17 protein-coding genes and 1 tRNA gene are annotated in these 22,368 nt (G+C 40.0%); 13 read left to right on the top strand and 5 right to left on the bottom strand.

Features of this window, described 5'->3' with window-relative positions; all coding sequences use genetic code 11:
* Positions 1-52: 52 nt before the first annotated feature.
* Both recN and FXF36_RS13285 read left to right on the top strand, forming a co-directional pair.
* Positions 53-1,729, top strand: coding sequence for a DNA repair protein RecN (gene recN / locus FXF36_RS13290; RefSeq protein WP_151624861.1), 1,677 nt, complete (start codon positions 53-55; stop codon positions 1,727-1,729).
* Between the two features lie 121 nt (positions 1,730-1,850).
* The gene (locus FXF36_RS13285; protein WP_151624860.1) at positions 1,851-2,498 is read left to right on the top strand and encodes a DUF5688 family protein; all 648 of its coding nucleotides are present in this window, start codon (positions 1,851-1,853) and stop codon (positions 2,496-2,498) included.
* Positions 2,499-2,602: 104 nt separating this feature from the next.
* Here FXF36_RS13285 and FXF36_RS13280 read toward each other — a convergent pair whose 3' ends face one another.
* The 5 genes from FXF36_RS13280 to FXF36_RS13260 form a co-directional block, all read right to left on the bottom strand.
* Positions 2,603-3,670, bottom strand: a complete 1,068-nt coding sequence (locus FXF36_RS13280) for an ABC transporter substrate-binding protein (RefSeq protein WP_151624858.1) — start codon at positions 3,668-3,670, stop codon at positions 2,603-2,605.
* Positions 3,670-4,467, bottom strand: coding sequence for an ABC transporter permease (locus FXF36_RS13275; protein WP_151624856.1), 798 nt, complete (start codon positions 4,465-4,467; stop codon positions 3,670-3,672). The genes FXF36_RS13280 and FXF36_RS13275 overlap by 1 nt, the downstream gene beginning before the upstream one ends.
* Entirely contained in the window at positions 4,464-5,291 is an 828-nt protein-coding gene (locus FXF36_RS13270) for an ABC transporter permease (protein WP_151624854.1), read from the bottom strand. Before FXF36_RS13270 ends, FXF36_RS13275 begins: the two co-directional genes overlap by 4 nt.
* Entirely contained in the window at positions 5,284-6,351 is a 1,068-nt protein-coding gene (locus FXF36_RS13265; RefSeq protein WP_167511387.1) for an ABC transporter ATP-binding protein, read from the bottom strand. The genes FXF36_RS13270 and FXF36_RS13265 overlap by 8 nt, the downstream gene beginning before the upstream one ends.
* Positions 6,352-6,380: 29 nt before the next feature.
* Positions 6,381-6,453 (bottom strand) — tRNA-Thr (locus tag FXF36_RS13260).
* Between the two features lie 223 nt (positions 6,454-6,676).
* Between FXF36_RS13260 and FXF36_RS13255 the strand changes: the two genes are divergently transcribed.
* The 11 genes from FXF36_RS13255 (at position 6,677) to FXF36_RS13205 (ending at position 22,187) form a co-directional block, all read left to right on the top strand.
* Positions 6,677-7,024 (top strand): hypothetical protein, encoded by a 348-nt coding sequence (locus FXF36_RS13255; RefSeq protein WP_151624850.1) that lies wholly within the window; start codon positions 6,677-6,679, stop codon positions 7,022-7,024.
* Complete coding sequence (locus tag FXF36_RS13250) at positions 7,024-7,671, top strand: epoxyqueuosine reductase QueH (protein ID WP_151624848.1); 648 nt, start codon at positions 7,024-7,026, stop codon at positions 7,669-7,671. The genes FXF36_RS13255 and FXF36_RS13250 overlap by 1 nt, the downstream gene beginning before the upstream one ends.
* Before the next feature lie 2 nt (positions 7,672-7,673).
* Positions 7,674-9,047: an argininosuccinate lyase gene (gene argH, locus FXF36_RS13245; RefSeq protein ID WP_151624846.1), complete on the top strand. Its 1,374-nt coding sequence runs from the start codon at positions 7,674-7,676 to the stop codon at positions 9,045-9,047.
* 101 nt (positions 9,048-9,148) lie between these two features.
* A complete protein-coding gene (gene asd, locus FXF36_RS13240) occupies positions 9,149-10,234 on the top strand; it encodes an aspartate-semialdehyde dehydrogenase (protein ID WP_151624844.1) in 1,086 nt (361 codons plus the stop codon).
* Positions 10,235-10,335: 101 nt separating this feature from the next.
* On the top strand, positions 10,336-13,353 hold the full coding sequence (locus FXF36_RS13235) for a response regulator (RefSeq protein WP_151624842.1): 3,018 nt from the start codon (positions 10,336-10,338) through the stop codon (positions 13,351-13,353).
* Between the two features lie 5 nt (positions 13,354-13,358).
* Complete coding sequence (locus FXF36_RS13230) at positions 13,359-14,123, top strand: response regulator (RefSeq protein WP_151624840.1); 765 nt, start codon at positions 13,359-13,361, stop codon at positions 14,121-14,123.
* A 103-nt stretch (positions 14,124-14,226) separates the two neighbouring features.
* Positions 14,227-15,588 (top strand): ATP-binding protein, encoded by a 1,362-nt coding sequence (locus FXF36_RS13225; protein ID WP_151624838.1) that lies wholly within the window; start codon positions 14,227-14,229, stop codon positions 15,586-15,588.
* An 86-nt stretch (positions 15,589-15,674) separates the two neighbouring features.
* Entirely contained in the window at positions 15,675-19,481 is a 3,807-nt protein-coding gene (locus FXF36_RS13220) for a type IA DNA topoisomerase (RefSeq protein ID WP_151624836.1), read from the top strand.
* Between the two features lies 1 nt (position 19,482).
* Positions 19,483-20,151 (top strand): acyltransferase, encoded by a 669-nt coding sequence (locus FXF36_RS13215; RefSeq protein WP_151624834.1) that lies wholly within the window; start codon positions 19,483-19,485, stop codon positions 20,149-20,151.
* 311 nt (positions 20,152-20,462) lie between these two features.
* Positions 20,463-21,155, top strand: coding sequence for an iron-sulfur cluster assembly scaffold protein (locus FXF36_RS13210; RefSeq protein ID WP_015549537.1), 693 nt, complete (start codon positions 20,463-20,465; stop codon positions 21,153-21,155).
* Positions 21,156-21,176: 21 nt separating this feature from the next.
* Entirely contained in the window at positions 21,177-22,187 is a 1,011-nt protein-coding gene (locus FXF36_RS13205) for a GGGtGRT protein (RefSeq protein WP_151624832.1), read from the top strand.
* Positions 22,188-22,368 lie beyond the last annotated feature (181 nt).

Raw genomic sequence — 22,368 nt, 5'->3', positions numbered from 1 at the left:
CAATTCCTGCTTTGTATATTGGTGGCTTCGCATTTAATTAAAGGAGAATAATATGCTAGCTAGTTTGCACGTTAAAAACTTGGCCCTTATTGATGAGGAGGAGATTATCTTCTCAAAGGGGCTTAATATCCTGTCTGGAGAAACAGGAGCAGGTAAGTCAATTATCCTTGGCGCCCTACATCTTAGCTTAGGTGATAAGGCATCCAAGGATTTTTTGAGAGATTCGGATTCTGAGGCTTTGGTTGAGGCGGTATATCTTGTAAATGACGAGAAGACCAAGCAGGCCCTTAGAGAATTAGACGTTGAGCCTTATGATGATGAAGTCATAATGAGTCGTAAAATCACTGAGAGTCGTAGCGTTGGAAAAATCAACGGTGAACAGGTTCCAGCAGCCAAGATGAAAGAGGTTGGCGATATCCTTCTTGATATCTATGGACAGAAGGAGCACCAGTCTTTGCTTAATACTCACAAGCATATGGAGTTTCTTGATGAGTTTTCAAAGAAGGAAATAGGTGATTTAAAGGAAAAGGTTTCCATTGCCTATCGGAATTACAAGGCTCTTATGCAGGAACTTGAGGACGCTAAAAAGAGTGATATTTCTAAAGAACGAGAAATAGTTCTTTTGGACCATGAGATAAATGAAATTGAGTCAGCCAATCTGAAACCAGGTGAGGATGAGGAGCTGGAAGAAGAGTACAGACGTCTTTCTAATTTCAGCAAGACCATGGAATATTTCCAGAGAGCACATGAGGCTATGACTGGCGATGGTGGCGCATCTGATGCATTAAGCTCAGCGATTTCTGATTTGCGTCATATTGAGTCAATTGATGAGAGGGCTGCTGAGTTTCTTTCAATGCTGAATGATGCGGATAGTATTATTTCTGATTTCAATCGTGAGCTTTCAAGCTATATGTCTGATACGTCATTTGATGCAGGTCGTTTTAATGAGGTGGAGGTTCGTCTTAACGAGATTAATCGTCTCAAGGATAAATATGGACAGTCAATTGAAATAATTCTTGAAGAGCTTAGAGAACGCCAGGAGAAGAAGGAAAAGTTTGAGCGCTTTGATGAATATTTAGCTGAACTTAAGGCAAAGGTAGAAGCTGCAACAAAGGAGCTTGATGAGCTTTCTTCAAAGCTTTCTGAAATCAGACACAAGTGTGCCAAGGAGCTTTCAGCAAAGATGCAGGCAGCTATGAGTGACCTGAACTTCTTAAACTGTGAGTTTGAGGTAGAGCTTAAGCGAATGGATCACTACACTGATAATGGATTCGATGATGGTCAATTTGTAATCTGTACTAACCCTGGTGAGCCACTTCGTCCGCTGAAGGACATTGCTTCAGGTGGTGAGATGAGTCGTATAATGCTTGCTATCAAGACAGTGCTTGCTTCTGGTGGTGGAATTGATACACTTATTTTCGATGAAATTGATGCTGGTATTTCTGGACGCACGGCCCAGGCTGTTTCAGAGAAGCTTGCCACAGTTGCGGCATCACATCAGGTAATCTGTATCACTCATTTGCCTCAGATTGCTGCAATGGCAGATACACACTTCCTCATTGAAAAGAATGTGGAAAGTGGCCACACAGTTTCTGGTATTAAGAAGCTTTACGATGAAGAGGTTGTTACAGAGCTCGCCCGCATGCTTGGAGGTAGTGCAATCACAGAAGCAGTCATGACTAATGCCAAGGAAATGAAGGAAATGGCAATTAGTTATAAAAGGTCGTAATAATTTACTATTGATTTTTATAATAATTCTTGATATATTTAAGTCCGCATGATTTTCATGCGGACTTTCGTTTTTGTTTTCTTATTTTTTCCCACATGATTTATGTCGTAGCGGAGGCTATATGACATTAGACAAATTGAATATTGAAGCTGTTAAGGACCACATTGTTTTTAAGTTGATTAATCGTGACGCGCATGAAGAAAAGCTTAAGGATGTTCCTTATATTGATTACATGGATCTTGCGATTGTGTTCTATTACTATATTCCTGAAATTCACGTTGATGATGGAAATATAAGCATTATGATTACTAATCGCAATATTAATGAGTGGAAGGTAGATGTGAATTTCCTGATGGAGGCTGCAATGGAAAACACACCAAGGCTCTTGGGCTTGAGAGTTCGTGGAATCTTTTCTACAATAGCTGATTACTTGAAGGATGAAGAGCTGGCACAAATGGCTGAGCTGGAAGATATTAACACACCAATCTATGTAGCAACGAATAATAATGCCTGCCATGGAGCGTCAGTAATTCTTTACAAGCATATGCTACAGGCTATGGCTGCCAAGGTTAAGTCTAATTTGTATATTATTCCATGCTCAATTCATGAGCTAATCATTTTGCAGGCCATAGAGGATGTAGAGTATGATACAACCGAACTTAAGGAAATGATTCACTATGTGAATCGCAACGAGCTTCGCCCGAGCGATGTACTATCTGACAATCTGTACTTTTATAATCGTGTTTCAGGAGAACTTGGGATAGCATAAGAAAAAAGCTGGTTACGACTACAAGCCTTAGGTCTCTTCGTTCGACTAAATGTCTCACTGAGAGACCTAAGAGCTTGATGTCTACCAGCTTTTTTATATACGTTTTAGTATGCCTTCAATTTCTTCCACAAATTTGTGGTATAATCCAAAGTTTCGTTGTCGTAGGCATCATATAATTTGCATCGAGCCAGGGTTTCTTTGGTTGGAAATACTGTTTCATCAGCGAGAGTTTCTTCGTCCTCATGCTGCGCAACCTTTGTATTTGGGGTAGCATACCATACATACTCAAAGTTTTCAGTTGCAGCCTGCTCCTCACACATGAAGTCTATCCACTTCATAGCTGCATCGTAATGCTTGCAGGTGCGTGGTACAAACCAGGAATCAATCCAGAGGTTACCGCCTTCCCTTGGAACAGTGTAGGATAAGTCTTCATTGTATTCCATACCCATGGCAGCTTCACCGGAGTAGCAGACAGCCATTGCTGCATCTTCGGAAATCATGCACTCATAGGTTTCGTCCTGAAGATAAGCATAAACGTATTTTTTCTCTTCACAGAGAAGATTGTAGGCATCCTCAAGCTCCTTTTTGTCAGTCGTGTTAATGTCGTAACCAAGCTTTTCGAGAGCAACCATTATTGCATCACGCTGTGAGTTAATCATAACGATGCGGTTCTTGTAGTCTGGATTCCAAAGACAGTCCCATGAGGAAACAGTTTCTTCGTCCACCATTTTGGTGTTGTACAGGATACCAACTGTACCGTAGAAATATGGCACGGTATATTTGTGATTTGGATCGAAAGCCTTTGAGGCTTCGATAATTGATTCATCAATGTTTTTGTAGTTTGGAAGAGAGTTGTAGTCGATAGGGATGAGCTCACCTTCCTGACGCAAGGTCTCAATCATGTAGTCTGAGGTGCAAATCACATCGTAGTTGATTGAGCCAGCCTTGTACTTGGCATACATGTCTTCAACCTGCTCATATTCCTCATATTTAACAGTGATTCCAGTCTCTTCCTGAAAACGCTTGAGAACATCGGCTTCGATATATTTACCATAGTTTAAAACTACAAGTGTATCTTTGGCTTCGGCATCAGAACCGCAGCCTGTAAAACCAAGAACAGGTGTTATTGCAAATACGATAATGCTAAGGAAGCAAAGTAATTTCTTTTTCATTATTTAGCCACTGCCTCCTTTCTATTATCACGTCCTTTTCCTTTAAAGTTAATTACTAGTAAAAGCACAAAAGCAAGCAGGAAGAGGATAGTAGAGAGCGCGTAAAGCTCAGGTTGAATACCCTTTCTAAGCTGTGTGTAAAGCATAGTTGAAAGTGTGTTTACACCAGCACCCTTTGTAAAGTATGTGATTGTGAAATCATCAAGGGACATGGTAAGTGCCATGAGAAATCCTGAAAGTACACCAGGGAAAATCTCTGGCCAGACAACCTTGAAAAAGGCGTAGGTTGGTGTCGCACCTAAATCCATTGCCGCCTCAAAGCAAGCCTCTGAAAGTGACTGAAGTCTTGGCAATACGTTGAAGATTACATAAGGCACTGAAAATGCTATATGAGCAAGCACAACGGAAAACTCTCCAAGAGGAGTGAATCGTGTGAACAAAAGCATAAGTGATATACCAGTAACGATATCTGCATTTAACAGTGGAATGTTGGTGGCACCAAGCATAATTGCTGCGTGTCTTTTCTTCATGTAATGAATGCCGATTGCCGCTGAAGTTCCAAGCACTGTGGCAAGGATTGAAGAAGCAAGAGTGATTCTGATAGTGGTACCAAGAGCATTCATAATATTATCGTTTGATGTGAGGTTTAAATACCATTTGAAGGTGAAGCCTCCCCAAACTGTACGTGACATTGAATCGTTAAATGACAAAACAATGAGCACAAGAATTGGCGCATACAAAAACAGGAATACAAGTCCGAGATAGAAGTATGAGGTGCCTTTTTTAATCTTTGTCATACAAGCATACCTCCATTCTCAGAATCATCAACCTTATTCATAATTGACATTGAAACAAGCACAAAAATCATAAGGATGATTGAAAGACCGGAACCAAGATTCCAGTTGCGGGCAAGAGTAAATTCCTGCTCGATAACATTTCCAATAAGAAGAACCTTTCCACCACCCAAGAGGTTTGAAACAACGAAAGATGAAAGTGCAGGAACGAATACCATAATGATTCCTGAAATAATTCCATCCTTTGAAAGTGGAATGGTAATTTTTGTAAAGGTTGTGAGCCAATTTGCACCAAGATCTGCTGCCGCTTCAACTATTTGGTCGTTAATCTTTGAAAGGGCATTGTAAATTGGCAAAATCATGTAAGGCAAAAAGTCGTAGACCATTCCAAGTGTAACTGCAGCCTTTGTATAAAGGATGTGGATGGTTGGAAGACCAATTGCTGAAAGAATGCTGTTTAGGATTCCGTTGTTGGAAAGAATAATCTGCCATGCAAGAATACGAAGCATAAAATTCATCCACATAGGAAGAATAAACAGAAATACAATAAATCCTTTGTTGGTGATTTTCAGATTGTGCAAAATCAACGCAACAGGATAAGCTATTATCAGGCAGATAATAGTTGTGACAAATGCAACCTTGATTGAGAGCCAAAGAGATTTCAGATGAACTGGTTCAGCGATGGCTGTAAGGTTTGAAATTGTGAAGCTTCCAGCATCATTTGTCAGGGCGTAACCTAAAATATAAAGCAGAGGAAGAATTGTGCAAATCAGAACCCAGACTGCGTAAGGTGCTGCAAGAAAGCTGGTTCGAAATTTATTAATCATCTTCCTTCATTACCTCCTCATCCTCTGACTCAGGCTTGTTCATAATCTGAATGTTGAATGGAATTACGTTTAGGGAAACGTGCTGGCCAATTTCGAAGTATTTTGTTGTGTGGACAAGCCATTCGTACTGTCCGCACTGAACATCAAGCTCATAGTGAACACCTTTGAAGAGGCAATCGGTGATGACTCCATCCATGAAGCCCTTTCCAGGAGCTCCAAGCTCTACATCCTCTGGACGAATAACAACATCCACAGGCTTCATGGTACCGAAGCCCTTATCAACGCAAGGAACCTGAACACCAAGGAATGAAACAAGCTCATCCTTAATCATGATTCCTTCTATAATATTGCTTTCACCAATGAAGTCGGCAACGAAAGCATTTTCAGGCTCGTTGTAAATATCCTCAGGGGTACCAATCTGCTGGATGTAGCCCTGGTTCATAACCACAATGGTATCAGACATGGTAAGAGCCTCTTCCTGGTCGTGTGTAACGTAAAGGAAGGTAATGCCAAGCTCCTGCTTGATTTTCATAAGCTCGTACTGCATGTTCTGGCGAAGCTTTAGATCCAAAGCGCCAAGTGGTTCGTCCAAAAGAAGAACCTTTGGCTCATTTACGATGGCGCGGGCAATAGCGATGCGCTGTTGCTGACCACCAGACAGTGAGTCGATAGAGCGCTTTTCAAAACCATCAAGGTTAACAAGCTTTAGGGCATATTTAACCTTGTCCTTTATGTAATCCTTTGATTTCTTCTGAATGTTAAGACCAAAGGCAATATTTTCTTCGATAGTCATATGTGGGAAAAGAGCATACTTCTGAAAGACCGTATTGATAGGTCTTAAGTTTGCTGGTAGAGCAGTGATGTCGTTACCGTTAAGAAAGATTTTACCAGAGTCAGGCTTTTCGAAACCGCCTAAAAGACGAAGTGTTGTGGTTTTGCCGCAACCAGAAGGTCCTAACAGAGTGACGAAAGTATTTTCCTTGATATAAAGATCCAATTCATCAAGGACAAGCTGCTTGTCGTAGCTTTTTGATACATGATCAAACTGAATAAATTCCAATATATTTTCCTCCTTTTGCTTAGAAAAAAAGCTCCGAATCAGACTCGAACTGACGACCCCCTCATTACGAGTGAGGTGCTCTACCAACTGAGCTATCGGAGCATATTTAACTGTTTTTCCGAACGGAGTGATGGAAAAAAGTTAACCGGCTTGTGCTTGGCCAAAGGCAAATATTCAATGCACGAGCTTCCTTTAATTTTGAAATTTAATGCGTTATTTAGTGTAATATAATCACCTCTAAAAATCAATTAAATTGTTGAGAAAAAGACTTTTTTTTATTATAATGACACTTGTATTTAAATGACTGACAGAGGGTGGAAAAAACATGGAAAATAATAAGAAAAAATCATTACCAACTTTTGATTTTAAATCATTCTTTACAAAGGAAAATCTTCCTTTAATTAGTTTGATTGTCCTTGGTATTTTTGCGGTAGTGGCAATATTAGTTTCTGTTTTAGCTTTTAAGATAAATGTTGTAATTGCCTGCATTATGGTGATTCTCGAGGCTGCATTGGCTGCCTGCCTTAGCAGAATTCCTGTATGGATTCACGGACTTGTTTTCATTGCACAGATTGTCTGTGGTATCATGGCTTCGCAGGTGCCTTTCATGGTGCTCATGGCATTTATCTATGCATTTGCAGTAGTATTTTTATTTATCTGGTCTAGCAAATAATGAACAAAGTAAATTATCAAAAGGAATTAGACAAATTAATCAATGAATTCGAAAAAGAAGGCCGCGTGCCTTCTTTATTGCTACATAGCTGCTGCGGACCTTGCAGTAGCTATTGTATAGAGTATCTTTCCCAGTTTTTTAATATCACTGTTTTCTATTACAATCCCAATATCTATCCTGACGAGGAGTACTATCATCGCGTCAAGGAACAGCAGAGATTTATAAATGAATTTCCTACAAAGCATCCTGTGGCTTTTATTGAAGGAGATTATGACACTGACAGGTTCTATGCAATGGCGCGCGGCCTTGAAAATGAACCTGAAAAAGGGGCCAGGTGTCACAAGTGCTACGACCTTCGTTTGAGGAGAACAGCTGAAGTGGCAAAAGAAAAAGGGTTTGACTTTTTTACAACAACGCTTACAATATCCCCAATGAAAGATTCCCAGGTGCTCAATGAAATTGGGCTTCGGATAGGGCAGGAGACGGGTGTGGAATGGCTTCCTTCCGATTTCAAAAAGAAGGAGGGCTATAAGCGTTCTACGGAACTATCCAGGGAATTTCAGATGTATAGACAGGACTATTGCGGTTGTGTTTATTCATATAGAGATAGACAGGCACAAATACAGAATGCAAAACAGGAGGATTAGTTATGGCACAGTTGTGGGGAGGTAGATTTACAAAATCTACCGATCAGATGGTTTATGATTTCAATGCTTCAATCAATTTCGACAAGAAGCTTTTCGAGCAGGATGTACGTGGCAGTCGTGCTCATGTAAAAATGCTTGCTGCTGTGGGAGTTATTACAGAAGCTGAGCGCGATGAGATTCTTAAAGGGCTCGATGGTATTGAGGCAGATGTTAATTCGGGCGCTCTTGAAATAACCTCTGAGTACGAGGATGTCCACAGCTTTGTGGAGGCTAATCTTATCGATAGAATAGGTGATGCGGGCAAGAAGCTTCACACTGGAAGATCTCGTAATGATCAGGTGGCTCTTGATATGCGTCTTTACACCCGCGACCAGGTGGAGAAGACAGCAGAGGAATTGAAGCATTTGCTTTCCACAATCCTTGGTATTATGGAGTCTAACATTGATACCATCATGCCAGGCTTCACCCACCTTCAGAAGGCGCAGCCAATTACACTTGCCCATCATATGGGTGCCTATTTTGAAATGTTCAAGCGTGATGTTTTGCGTCTGAATGATATCAGAACTCGAATGAATTATTGTCCTTTAGGTTCAGGGGCACTTGCAGGAACCACCTATCCATTGGACAGAGACATGACAGCGGAGCTTTTAGGTTTTGATGGTCCGACTGCAAATTCAATGGATGGCGTTTCAGATCGTGATTATTTAATTGAATTTTTATCAGCACTTTGTACTATCCAGATGCATCTTTCGCGTTTTTCGGAGGAGGTTATCATCTGGAACAGTAATGAATATCGTTTTGTGGAGATTGATGATGCGTTTTCAACAGGAAGTTCAATCATGCCACAGAAAAAGAATCCTGATATTGCAGAGCTTGTCCGTGGAAAGACAGGACGAGTTTATGGGGCTTTAATGTCACTTCTTACCACAATGAAAGGCATTCCTCTTGCCTACAATAAGGACATGCAGGAGGATAAGGAGATGGCTTTTGATGCCATGAAGACAGTTCAGGATTGTATTGTGCTATTTGATGGCATGCTTGCTACTATGAAGTTTAACAATGATGTGATGGCAGATTCTGCAAAGAATGGCTTTACAAATGCAACAGACGCAGCTGATTACTTAGTTTGTCATGGAGTGCCTTTCCGTGACGCACATGGAATAATTGGTCAGGTTGTTCTTTACTGTATTGAAAATGGCATTGCTATTGACGATATGTCTTTAGAGGAGCTTAAATCTATTTCACCAGCTTTTGAAGAAGACATATTTGAGGCTATTTCAATGGAGACTTGTGTGAACAAACGACTTACCATTGGTGCGCCGGGACATGATGCAATGCTACAGGAAATAAAAAAATGTAAAGAATTCCTAATTTAGGGTTGCAATTTTTAGACAATTTATTTATAATAACGACTAAATTGCAGTCTGCGCGGACAAATGTCCGTCGGAGAAAAACATAAATAAGGAGAAAGTTTGAAATGAGCGAGAAGTTAAGAGTCGGAATTCTTGGTGGAACTGGTATGGTTGGTCAGAGATTTATTTCTCTTTTAGAGAACCATCCTTGGTTTGAGGTTACTACAATTGCTGCCAGCCCAAGAAGTGCCGGACAGAGATATGAAGATGCAGTCGGCGGAAGATGGAAAATGACTACTCCAATGCCAGAAGCAGTGAAGGACATCATCGTAAAGAACGTAAATGAGGTAGAGGAAGTGGCTTCAGAGGTTGATTTTGTATTCTCAGCTGTAGATATGTCTAAGGATGAAATCAAAGCCATCGAGGAAGCTTATGCAAAGACTGAGACTCCAGTAGTTTCAAACAACTCAGCACATAGATGGACACCAGACGTTCCTATGGTAGTGCCTGAAATTAACCCACAGCACATGGAGGTTATCGAGTTCCAGAAGAAGAGACTTGGTACAACACGTGGTTTCGTAGCTGTAAAGCCAAACTGCTCAATTCAGTCATACGCACCAGTTCTTACAGCTTGGAAGGAGTTTGAGCCATACGAGGTAGTTGCTACAACATACCAGGCTATCTCAGGAGCAGGCAAGACATTTAAGGATTGGCCAGAGATGGAGGGCAATATTATTCCATTTATCTCAGGTGAGGAAGAAAAGTCAGAGAAGGAGCCTCTTAGAATCTGGGGCGAAATCAAGGATGGTGTTATCGTTCCTGCTGATGATGTAAAGATTACAAGCCAGTGTATTCGTGTACCTGTCCTCAATGGACATACAGCAGCTGTATTTGTTAAGTTCAAGAAACAGCCTACAAAGCAGCAGCTTATTGACGCAATCAACAATTTCTCTGGTGCACCACAGGAGCTTAACCTTCCTTCAGCACCAAAGCAGTTCATCCGTTACATGGAGGAGGATAACAGACCTCAGGTTGCTCTTGATGTAGATTACGAGAACGGTATGGGAATCAATGTTGGTCGTCTTCGCGAGGATAGCATTTACGATTGGAAATTCGTAGGTCTCAGCCACAACACAGTTCGTGGCGCAGCAGGCGGAGCAGTGCTTTGCGCAGAGCTTCTTAAGGCTAAGGGCTATATCACAAAGAAATAAAGAATTATTCACAGAATAACGAATATTAGCATCTTTTCTTATGTTAAAGTAAGAAGGGATGCTATTTTTGTTTGGTTCATTTTTGAACATGGGGTAGAGCTATGGCTTCAGATAACCAGGTATACACTGTGAAGGTTTTTACAAGTGGAAACACGGTGAATAAGATTATAGGCACCATTGTGCTTTTGCTTTTAAGTGTTGGGATTTGCTATATTTCAACATCCCATAGTGGGGATTATTTTACTAAATCCGGTTCAGAGATTGTGGCTGGTTTCTATTTGTTTCCAATTTTACTGCTAGCTGGATTATACGGATATTTGGTTGCATTCGCTGTATTCCTGATTGGATTTATCTTTGCTCTCTGCTTCAATATGCAAAATGCCTATTCTTTGGTTATTTATTTATCAGCTATGTTATGCTTCTCCCTCTGTAGTCAGGATTTATATTTTAAGAAGCTTTGGAAGACCATCCTTGCCTGTACAATCACCTTTATGGCTATCACCTTTAATAATTATCTGTGCTTTAGTGCTGTTGCTAACATGGATTATAAGATGACCAATTTCTTTGAGTCGAATTTTTATACTTATAAGGAATTGATAGCTATTTACGGTACTGGCTTGTTCTTTTTTATATTTTTCAATTATGCGCCCGACAGGTGGAAATACTGCTTTCCTCTGGGCGTTGTTTATGCCACGGAAAATCCAGATATAAAGGATGTATGGCGAAGACTTAGACGGACCAGACTTAGTATTAAGCTGACGTCAACTATTATTCTGGTAGAGGTTGTTTTGGGAATTGGCGTTGCCATCTTTATGATGGTTCTGTTTCCAGATATTAAAAAGCTATTTACAACACGTCAAAAGTATGATGATAAAGGTCAAATTGTTCAAGTGGCTGATATGGCAAATGAGATGGAAAATATTGATTTCCAGATTGATGATGCCATGATTTCCTTTGACCTGAAAATGATTATGCTGATGCTTTGCGCTGGTGTTCCACTGGCAGGTTTTGCTAACTTTTATACAAAGAGCTATATTGCAGGTCCTCTAGGTGAAATGTCAGATTTTATGCAAAGCTATGCTACAGCATCGGATGATGACAAAATTATTTATGGTCACAATATAGATGACATAGCTGTAAACTCCCATGATGAAATACGAGTAATGTATGAAGCAGTACATGAGACGGTTTATGAGATGGAGGCATTTATCCAAAGGCAGGAGGAAAGGCAGCAGATTGAGGCTGATTTGGAGGTGGCGAAGCGCTCCAGTGAGGCTAAATCAAGCTTCTTGTCTAATATGTCCCATGAAATCAGAACACCTATAAATGCTGTCCTTGGAATGGATGAGATGATTCTTAGAGAAGCCAAGGATGAGGAAATTTTAGGATATGCTTCAGATATTAAACGTGCTGGAACGAATCTTCTCAGAATAGTAAATGATATTCTTGATTTTTCTAAAATTGAAGCAGGAAAGATGGAGATTATTCCGGTTGAATATGAGCTTTCATCTGTGCTTAATGATCTTGTAAATATGATTAAGAAACGTGCAGAGGATAAAGGCCTTAGGCTGGTTGTAAATGTTGACCCGATGATTCCTCACTTGCTTTATGGTGATGAGATTCGCCTGAAACAGGTTATTACAAATATCCTTACAAATGCGGTAAAGTACACGGAAACTGGAGGTGTTGTCCTAAGCGTGCAGTGGAAATCCTGCTCAATAGAAGAAATGCAAGCGCTTGATGAAGCGGTGTTAAATCAGCTTGATAATAATTGTAGGGCAAAGGGGAATATTACTCTGGAGGTTTCAGTTGAAGATACTGGAATGGGTATTAAGCCTGAGGATATGGATAAGCTTTTCAATTCCTTCGAGAGAGCAGATGAAAAGCGCAATCGTACTATTGAAGGAACTGGCCTTGGAATGAGCATCACCACCAATTTGCTTAGCCTGATGGGAAGCAAATTGAATGTTCAGAGTGAATATGGAGTTGGTTCTAGATTTAGTTTTGATATTATTCAAAGAATTGTGGATGAAAAACCAATTGGAGACTTCGCAGATAGCCTGAAGAAATCTGAAATTATGGCATCAACATATAGGGAATCCTTTATTGCTCCAGATGCAAAAGTTCTTGTGGTGGATGATACAGAGGTTAATCTTACTGTTTTTAAGAATCTTTTAAAGCAGACGCAGGTCAATATTGATGCTGCAACTTCAGGCTTTGAATGCCTTGAAATGATTAAAGAATGTAAATACGATATAATATTCTTAGATCACCGTATGCCAGAGATGGATGGCATAGAATGCTTAGAGCACATTAAAGCAGATAAAGAAGGGTTAAACATTTCTACACCTGTAATTGCTCTTACGGCAAATGCAGTTTCGGGGGCCAGGGAAATGTACATGAATGCAGGCTTCGACAATTATCTCACAAAGCCGATAGCAGCAGATTTGTTGGAGTCTACCATTGTAGAATATTTACCTGAAAATTTAGTACAAAGGAGAGAGGAAGAGGATATGGGAAAGTATAGTGAAAGTCCGTTACCTGATTGGATTGACAAGCTTCCATTTGTAAATGTGAGGGCCGGAGTGGAAAATTGCGGTGGCAATGATTCTTATAGAAATGCTCTTCAATCTTACATGGAATCAGTTGATGACATGCAAAATGATATTAAATCTGCCTTGGAAGAAGGACGTATTTCTGACTATACCACCAAGGTTCATGCCCTGAAGAGCTCGTCACGTATCATTGGCGCAGGAGAGCTTGGCACAATTGCTGAGGAGCTTGAAAAGGCTGGCAATGAAAATAATATGGATGTCATTAATTCCTTTACAGATGAGCTTCTAAGTTATCATAAGTCCTTGGGTTATGTTCTTAAGCGTTATATGGGACAGGAGGATTTTGCAGAAGATAAACCTGTTATTACCAAGGAAAAGCTGGCGGAAGCTTACGGTGCACTTAAAGAAATTTCCATGCTCTTTGATTATGACAGCGCTCAGTCAGTAATTGCTGCAATCGATGATTATGAAATGCCTGAGGAAGAGGCTGAAAAATATAAGGCTATTAAAAAGGCTGTAAATAATGCGGACTGGGATACATTGAATAAGCTTATGGAAGGATAGGCATTATGAGTGAAAAATTATTAATCATCAGTCACGGCTCAACATTTATGGTTGATGCCATCGAGAAGAATTTAAGGCAGGTTGGGTTTGAGACTTTTGTTTGTGACCCGATGGATAAGGATTTTAAGGATAAGGTAGATAATTATAATATCTATCTCATTTACCTTGGGGATTATATTATGGATGTGGCCGAATCCTTTGTATATCTGAAGGACACCTGTATAGAGCAGGAAAAGTCACTTAATGTCATTGGTGATAGCATGGAAATGCAGGAGTTTCACAAGGTTATTCCTGAGGGAGTAATTGAAAATGTTTTTTCCCGACCACTTGATATAAAGAAGATGACTACGGTGATGGAAGAGGTTGGGTTACAATCAGATTCTAATGCCAAAAAGAAGTCCATTCTTCTTGTTGACGATGATGCAACCTTCCTTAGAACTGTCAAGGAATGGCTGTCTGATAAATATAAGGTCACAATTGTTAGCTCTGGAATGCAGGCAATTACTTATATTGCCAAGAATATCCCAGATTTGATTCTTCTTGACTATGAGATGCCTGTTACAAATGGACCTCAGGTATTGGAAATGATCAGAAGCGAGAATACGACAGCTGATATCCCTGTTATTTTCCTTACAGGCAAGGATGATAAGGAAAGTGTGACCAAAGTTTTGGCATTAAAACCACAGGGATATATCCTTAAAAGTGCCGGTAGACAGAAGCTTGTTGGACAGATTGAAGAATTCTTTGCAATCAAAAAGGCGGCACAGTAAATTAAATTTGAATAAAATACTTTTTTGGTGTAGTCTGCTAAAGTGAAATGTGTTATGATAATAACCGTACAATTGGTTGAGAATGTTGACTAGGGAGATTGTTATGGTTACTAGAACAAATGAACTTAAGAGATTAGAGGCTATTTACCAGAGCGAAGTTAGTAATATTGTTCTTATGTATGGCAGACTTGGCAGTGGCAAAGAGAGTCTTATGGACACTTTTACTACAGGAAAGTCATACTTTTATTATCGAAGCCGTCAGTGTTCTGATGCGAAGCAGCTTTCTTATTTTGACAAGCAAATGCGCGAGACCTATAGCTATTCCAAGATAGGTCAGTCTTTTGAGGAGTGTTTCAAGAATTTTAGATCAAAGGATGGTTCGAAGCATATTGTTATCATTGATGAGGCACAATTCTCTATCAAAAAATCAAATGAACTTTTCCAAAGCCTTGTTTCTTTAAAGAATAGAAAGCTTTATCCTGGCAAGGTTATGGTCCTCATTGTCAGCTCATCTATCGTTTGGGCTGAGAATACTTTCCCAGAAATTATTGGAAATCAAAAGTCTGCGGTTGACGAGACTATCAAGCTGGAGAATCTCTCTTTCCTTGATGTTGTTAGAGCGTTCCCTGATTATACTGTGGCTCAGTCTGTTAGCACCTATGGTATTATTGGTGGAGTTGCAGATTATGTTGACCGTTGGAATGGCAAGAAGCAAATTAAGGCAAACGTATGTGAGCATATTTTAAGCTCTACAGGCTTCTTATATAAGGAAGCAGAGGGATATATTTCTACAGAGCTTAGAGAGCTTTCCTGCTACAATACCATTCTTGGCTCTATTGCAAGCGGCAATGAGAAGCTTAATGATTTGTTTGAGGATACTGGTTACTCCCGTGCAAAGATTTCTGTTTACATGAAGAATCTGGCGGCCTTTGATGTAGTGGATAAGGTTGTCTCCTTTGAAACAGGTGGCTGGGATAATACTAAAAAAGGCGTCTATCGAATAGTTGACCCATATATTAATTTCTGGTTCACTTTTGTTTATCCTCATCTTTCTGAGTTGACCTATCGTCAGCCAGAATCATTTTATAATGAGTTTATTGCCCCATACCTTGACGAATATTTGCAGTCATATTTTGTAGATGTTTGTCGTGAGTACCTGCATCTTTTAAATGTCGTTGGTCAGCTTCCAATCAAGCTTGTAAAAATTGGTACCTGGATTGGAAAAGAGGGCACTATCGATGTGATTGGTCAGAGCTCAAACCGTGAAAATGTTGTTGGTATATGTAACTGGGCAGAGAAGCAGATGAGCTACTCGCGCTACGAGGAACTTCTGGAATCTATGAAGAAAGCTCGCATAACAGCCAATACAATTTACCTTTTTTCAGCTACCAAATTCGATTCAAAGCTGGTTGAATTATCAAAAGAAAATAAATCAGTTGTCTTAGTAGACATGACTGAATTATAAAGTTATAATATTGAGAGCCCCTTGCAATTAGCAGGGGGCTCTCAATATTTATACGAGAAATTAATAAATTAAAGGGAGTTTTAAATTTGGGAAAGAAGCTCATTATTACTGAGAAACCATCTGTAGCGAGGGACTTCGCCAGAGTGCTTAAGGTCAGTGGCAATCAGAATGGTTATATTGAAAATAATGAATACGTTGTTAGCTGGTGCTATGGTCATCTTGTTCAGATGGTTTATCCGGAGGAGTACGATATTAAGTACAAGAAATGGAATCTTGAAGATCTTCCATTTTTGCCAGAAGAATATAAATATGGTGTAGTTCAGAGTGCAGCCGATCAGTATAAGGTTGTCAATGGACTTCTTCACAGAGATGATATTGATACTGTCTATTGGGCGGGTGACTCGGGAAAAGAAGGTCAGACAATCGAAGAAAATATCAGGAACTACGGCGGTGTTCGAGATGGCATGACGGAGCTACGAGTATGGATTGACTCCCAGACTGATGAGGAAATTCTTCGTGGAATTCGCGAGGCAAAGCCAATGAGCGATTACGCCAAGCTTGGTGCTTCAGGTATCATGCGTACAATTGAGGACTACAGCCTTGGTATTAATTTTTCCCGTGCTTTGTCTGTTAAATACGGGCGTCTTATTAATGATGCCGCTGCGACTTCTGGCTATTCAGCAATTGCAATTGGACGTGTTATGACTTGTGTGCTTGGCATGGTTGTGGAACGTGAGCGTGAGATTCGAGGATTTAACGAGGATCCGTTCTTTAAGGTTGTGGGTAAGTTTTCTGATGTTAATTTCCCTGCTGAATGGAAAGCTGTATCTGGCTCAAAGTATTTCGAGTCTCCACTATTATATGGTGACAAGGGAAATGGATTTAAGACAAAGGAATCTGCGCAGAAGTTAATTGATGAATTAACTAATTCTGCTGCTAAGATTTTTGATAAGGATTGTGGCATTTCAAAAAAGAAAGCTCCGCTTTTATTCAACCTGGCTGAGCTTCAATCGGAGTGTTCTAAGCGTTTTAAGATTTCCCCGGCACAGACTTTGGATGTAATTCAGGAATTATATGAAAAGAAATATACCACATATCCTCGTACAGATGCCAGAGTACTTACAACAGCTGTTGCAAAGGAGATACGCAAGAATCTCTATGGGCTGCAGAATTTTGCGCCTACGGCAGTTTTTGTTAAGGATATAATTGGAAATCAGCGATTTGTTGGGATTGAAAAGACTTCTTATACAGACGATAGTAAGGTTACTGATCATTACGCAATCATTCCTACTGGTCAGTGCAATGGTATAGACCGGCTTTCGCCTCTTTCACAAAAGGTATACGAGCTTATTGTAAGAAGATTTCTCTCGATTTTTTATCCTCCAGCTGAGTACAAAAATGCGAAGCTTACAGTGGAGGTTAATGGTGAAAAGTTCTTTGCCGGTGCGAAGCTATTAATTAAACCAGGATATCTTGAAGTCGCTGGTATACCTAAAGGAAAGTCTGCTGAAAATTCTGATGGCGAGGATGATGGTGAGGAAGCTGAGGATGATTTTTCAAAAGAAAAATATGTTCAGTTGGTTGAATCATTAAACATTGGAGACGAAATTTCTGTAAATGGCTTTGAGTTAAAAGAAGGAAAGACTTCACCACCTAAACGCTATACATCAGGCTCACTTATTCTGGCGATGGAAAATGCAGGAAAGCTCATTGAAGATGAGGAGCTGAGAGAGCAGATTAAGACTACAGGTATCGGAACTTCTGCCACTAGAGGAGAAATCCTTGAAAAGCTCGTTAGAATTGGATATCTGAATCAGAATAATAAAACTCAGGTCATCACCCCTGAAAAGCTTGGCGAGATGATTTATGAGGTTGTTCTTCTTACAACGCCTTCTTTATTGAAACCAGAGCAAACTGCCAACTGGGAGAAGGGGCTTGAGGGTATTATAAATGGTAATGTAGAATTTTTAGATTATCGTAAAGAATTGGAAGATTATATTCGTCGCGAGACGAAAAATATGATAGAGCAGGATTTAACAAAGACTATCGCTCTTAATATTAATCAGTTTACAGGAAAGGATTCCAAGGGACTGGCTACAAGGAAACCTCTCGGAATTAAGTGTCCTGCCTGTGGCGGCGAATTGACTACTACATCCTTTGGATATGGCTGTAGCAACTATACTAACGATGAAATTAAATGCAGATTTAGTGTCGGACAAATCGCCGGAGTTGATCTTCCCGAGGAGCAGTTTAGGAAACTTGTGTCAGAAGGTAAAACTGATTTGATTGAAGGCTTCAAGAGTAAATCTGGTAAGCCTTTCAAGTCTGTTCTTAAGCTTGGTAGAAATGAAGATGGTGATTTCAATGTATCATTTGATTTCTCTGAAACACCAACTGATTTTATTGAAGGTCTTAAGTGCCCAGCATGTGGTGGAAGGATTTTTGCTACTTCCTATGGTTTTGCGTGTGAGCATCGTTTCCAGGAAGAAAATCAGTGTTATTTTTCAATTGGTGAGGTCGCTGGAAAGAAAATTACTGAAGATGCATTTAGGCAGCTTTTAGAACAAGGTGTAACGGAAGTTATATCAGGATTTAAATCTAAAAACAATCAGAGATTTGATGCGAAGCTCAGACTTAAAAAGAATGAAGACGGTAAGACTGTAATTGCGTTTGATTTTGATGGAATTGAAGCAACTAAGCTTGAAGGTTGCAAGTGCCCAGATTGTGGTGGAGATATTGTAGTAAAAGCATCAGGATATGGTTGTGCAAATTATAGTTCTTCAGATGAAAATTCCTGCAAGTTTTATTTAGGAAAGACTATTGCAGGAAAGAATATTTCTCCTCAGGTAGCTACACAGATTTTAGCAGCAGGAAAATCTGAAACATTAAGAGGATTTAAAGGGAAGACTGGCAAGAAGTTCGATGCAGTTTTAGTACTAAAGAAAAACGAAGAGACTGGCAGGACAGAAGTAGTTTTCGATTTTGATAATGTTGAGGCCAATTATGTTCCTGATATAAGTTGCCCGGATTGCGGTAGTAAAATTATCAAAACGAATTTTGGATTTGCCTGTGAGAAATATTTTAATAAAGAGGATAAGTGCGGTTTTGTTATTGGAGAGATTGCTTCAAAGAAGCTAACAGACGCAGATGTGAAAGAGCTTCTTACAAATGGAGCCACCAAAACAATTCGAGGCTTCAAGGGAAAATCCGGTAAGAAATTTGATTCTTGTCTCGTTCTCAAGAAAAATGAGGAAACTGGCAAGACTGAAATTGGCTTTGACTTCGATAATGTTGAAGCAAAAGAGATAAAGGATGTTGTCTGCCCTGTTTGTGGCGGTAAAATCGTTGTTACACCATTTGGCTATGGCTGCAGTAATTATAATAAGGATGATCCTGAAAATTCCTGCAAGTTTAATATTGGTCAAATTGCCGGAGTTAAACTAAAGGAAGCTCAGATTAAAGAGCTTCTTGGAAGTGGAATAACTGATACAATCTCAGGCTTCAAATCCAAGAAGGGCACTAAATTTGATGCAAAGCTTGCCCTAAGCAAGGATGAAGATGGAAAGGTAACAGGTATCACCTTTGTTTTTGAAGATAAGGAAACTGAGCTGAAGGGTGTTAAGTGCCCCAAGTGTGGTTCGCCTATTCTGAAGAATCACTTTGGCTACAGATGCCAAAATAATGTGAGAGATAATCAGGATAGCTGCCCTTTCTATTTAGGAAAGGTGGCAGGAGTCGAAATTCCTGAGGATCAGTTCAAGAAGCTTATAAATGAAAAGAAAACCGATTTGATAACTGGATTTTTGAGCAAAAAAGGTTTATATTTTGATGCTAGATTAAAACTAAATGATGACTGTCGTACAGAATTCGAATTTGAGAATTATGGAGGTTAATATGGAACAGGCTAAAATTAAATCAATGTATAATTTAGATGAAACTATTGCAAAGGATTTGTTTGAAGGAAAGGAATATCCTTGGGAAGTTCTTCCTGAGATTTCAGATTTCATCAAGAAGCTAGGACCAACTCTTGACCCTGAAAAGTTTGAGAAGCGTGGTGAGGATGTTTGGATTGCAAAGTCAGCTACAGTTTTTGACTCTGCCTACTTAAATGGGCCACTTATCATTGATGAGGGGGCTGAGGTTAGACAGTGTGCATTTGTCAGAGGTTCAGCTATCGTTGGTAAGAATTGTGTGGTTGGAAATTCGACAGAGCTTAAGAATGTTGTTCTTTTTAATAATGTTCAGGTTCCACATTACAACTATGTTGGCGATTCAGTCCTTGGCTACAAGTCACACATGGGTGCTGGCTCAATCACTTCAAATGTAAAGAGTGATAAGACTCTTGTAGTTGTAAAAGCAAGGGATGGAGAGAAAATTGAAACAGGATTAAAGAAGTTTGGCGCTATGCTTGGAGATAATGTAGAGGTTGGTTGCAACTCAGTTCTTAATCCTGGTACAGTAGTTTGTCCACGTTCTAACATCTATCCACTTTCACCAGTACGTGGAGTTGTTGAAGCAGATAGTATTTTTAAGAGCCAGGACAACATAGTTAAGAAAAATTAATTCTATAAATATAACATACTAAAGGTTTTGATATACATGTTTTAAGGGGAAAATAATGTATAACATTAGCTGTTGCTATATTGACATTTTCTTCTTCTTTACTCATATTCTGGAGCTGCGGGCGCAGCTCCAGATTTTTTTAATGTTTTTAATTGGTATTTTTTTAACAAAAATGCAAAAGAGTACTTTACTAAATCTTTGGAAAGTGAGAAAATATTATCAATAACGCGCTTATGTCGCGTTAATAAATATGTCATTCATGTAGTATTTTACATAATGGTATCATATTGAACGAAGAAAGGAGTTCTACAATGATTTACACAAAAGAAGTAGAAAACATGTGTCCTGTAGCAAAGGGCGCAAAGCATGAACCAGCTCCTATCCCTGAGGAGGGAAAATGGGTACACGCTAAGCAGATTTCTGATATTAGCGGTTTCACACACGGTGTTGGCTGGTGTGCTCCACAGCAGGGTGCCTGCAAATTATCTTTAAATGTTAAGAATGGTGTTATTGAGGAAGCTCTTGTTGAGACAATTGGTTGCTCAGGTATGACACATTCAGCTGCTATGGCAGCAGAGATCCTTCAGGGTAAGACAATCCTTGAGGCTCTTAATACAGACCTTGTTTGTGATGCTATCAACACAGCTATGAGAGAGCTTTTCCTTCAGATCGTTTACGGACGTACACAGTCTGCATTCTCTGATGACGGACTTGCAGTTGGTGCTGGTCTTGAGGATCTTGGAAAGGGTCTTCGTTCACAGGTTGGTACAATGTACGCAACAAAGGAAAAGGGTGTTCGTTACCTTGAGATGGCTGAAGGCTATGTAACAGGTATCGCACTTGATGCTGATAACGAAGTTATCGGTTACCAGTTTGTTTCTCTTGGAAAGATGACAGACTTCATTAAGAAGGGTGATGATCCTAACACAGCATGGGAGAAGGCAAAGGGCCAGTACGGTCGTGTTGACGATGCTGTTAAGATTATCGATCCACGTCAGGAATAATATAGGAAAGGAGAAACTAAAATGGCTTTATTTGAATCATACGAAAGAAGAATTGATCAGATCAATGCTGTCCTTAATAAGTATGGTATCAGCTCAATCGAAGAAGCTGAGAAGATTACAAAGGATGCAGGTCTTGATGTATACGAGCAGGTAAAGAAGATTCAGCCTATCTGCTTCGAGAACGCTTGCTGGGCTTACACTGTAGGTGCTGCAATCGCTATTAAGAAGGATTGCCGTAAGGCTGCTGATGCAGCTGCTGCAATCGGAGAGGGTCTTCAGGCTTTCTGTATTCCAGGTTCTGTTGCTGATCACCGTAAGGTAGGTCTTGGACATGGTAACCTTGGAAAGATGCTCCTCGAGGAGGAGACAGAGTGCTTCTGCTTCCTCGCAGGTCACGAGTCATTCGCTGCAGCTGAGGGCGCTATCGGTATCGCTGAGAAGGCTAACAAGGTTCGTCAGAAGCCTCTTCGTGTTATCCTTAACGGTCTTGGTAAGGATGCTGCACAGATTATTTCTCGTATCAATGGTTTCACATTTGTTGAGACAAAGTACGATTACAAGGAAGCAAAGCTTAACATCGTTTCTGAGAAGGCATACTCAAATGGTCTTCGTGCAACAGTTAAGTGCTATGGCGCTGATGATGTTCAGGAAGGTGTTGCTATTATGCACCACGAGAACGTTGGTGTTTCTATCACAGGTAACTCTACAAACCCTACACGTTTCCAGCATCCAGTAGCTGGTACATACAAGAAGGAGTGCGTAGACCTTGGTAAGAAGTACTTCTCAGTTGCTTCAGGCGGTGGTACAGGACGTACACTTCACCCAGATAACATGGCAGCAGGTCCTGCTTCATACGGTATGACAGATACTCTTGGACGTATGCACTCAGATGCTCAGTTCGCTGGTTCATCTTCAGTTCCTGCACACGTTGAGATGATGGGTCTTATCGGTATGGGTAACAACCCAATGGTAGGTGCTACAGTTGCTGTAGCCGTATCAGTTGAGGAAGCTGCTACTGCTGGTAAGTTTTAAATTACATTTTTGGGGAAGCTGAAAGCTTTCACAAAATTGTACTGGAGGGCTCAAATCTCCAAAGGAGATTTCTTTAAATGAGCCCGACTGTCATTGTTATATTGTATTTTAGAGCTCTTGGTTTATCCAAGAGCTCTTTTTTAGTTTTTAAAATGAGATTAATCAAATGTTTTATCTCATA

Origin of the sequence: Pseudobutyrivibrio xylanivorans, from assembly GCF_008935055.1 — a bacterium.
GTDB lineage: Bacteria > Bacillota > Clostridia > Lachnospirales > Lachnospiraceae > Pseudobutyrivibrio > Pseudobutyrivibrio xylanivorans_A.
Note: the sequence above shows the minus strand (reverse complement) of the source record. Positions and strands in the feature narration are given on the sequence as shown.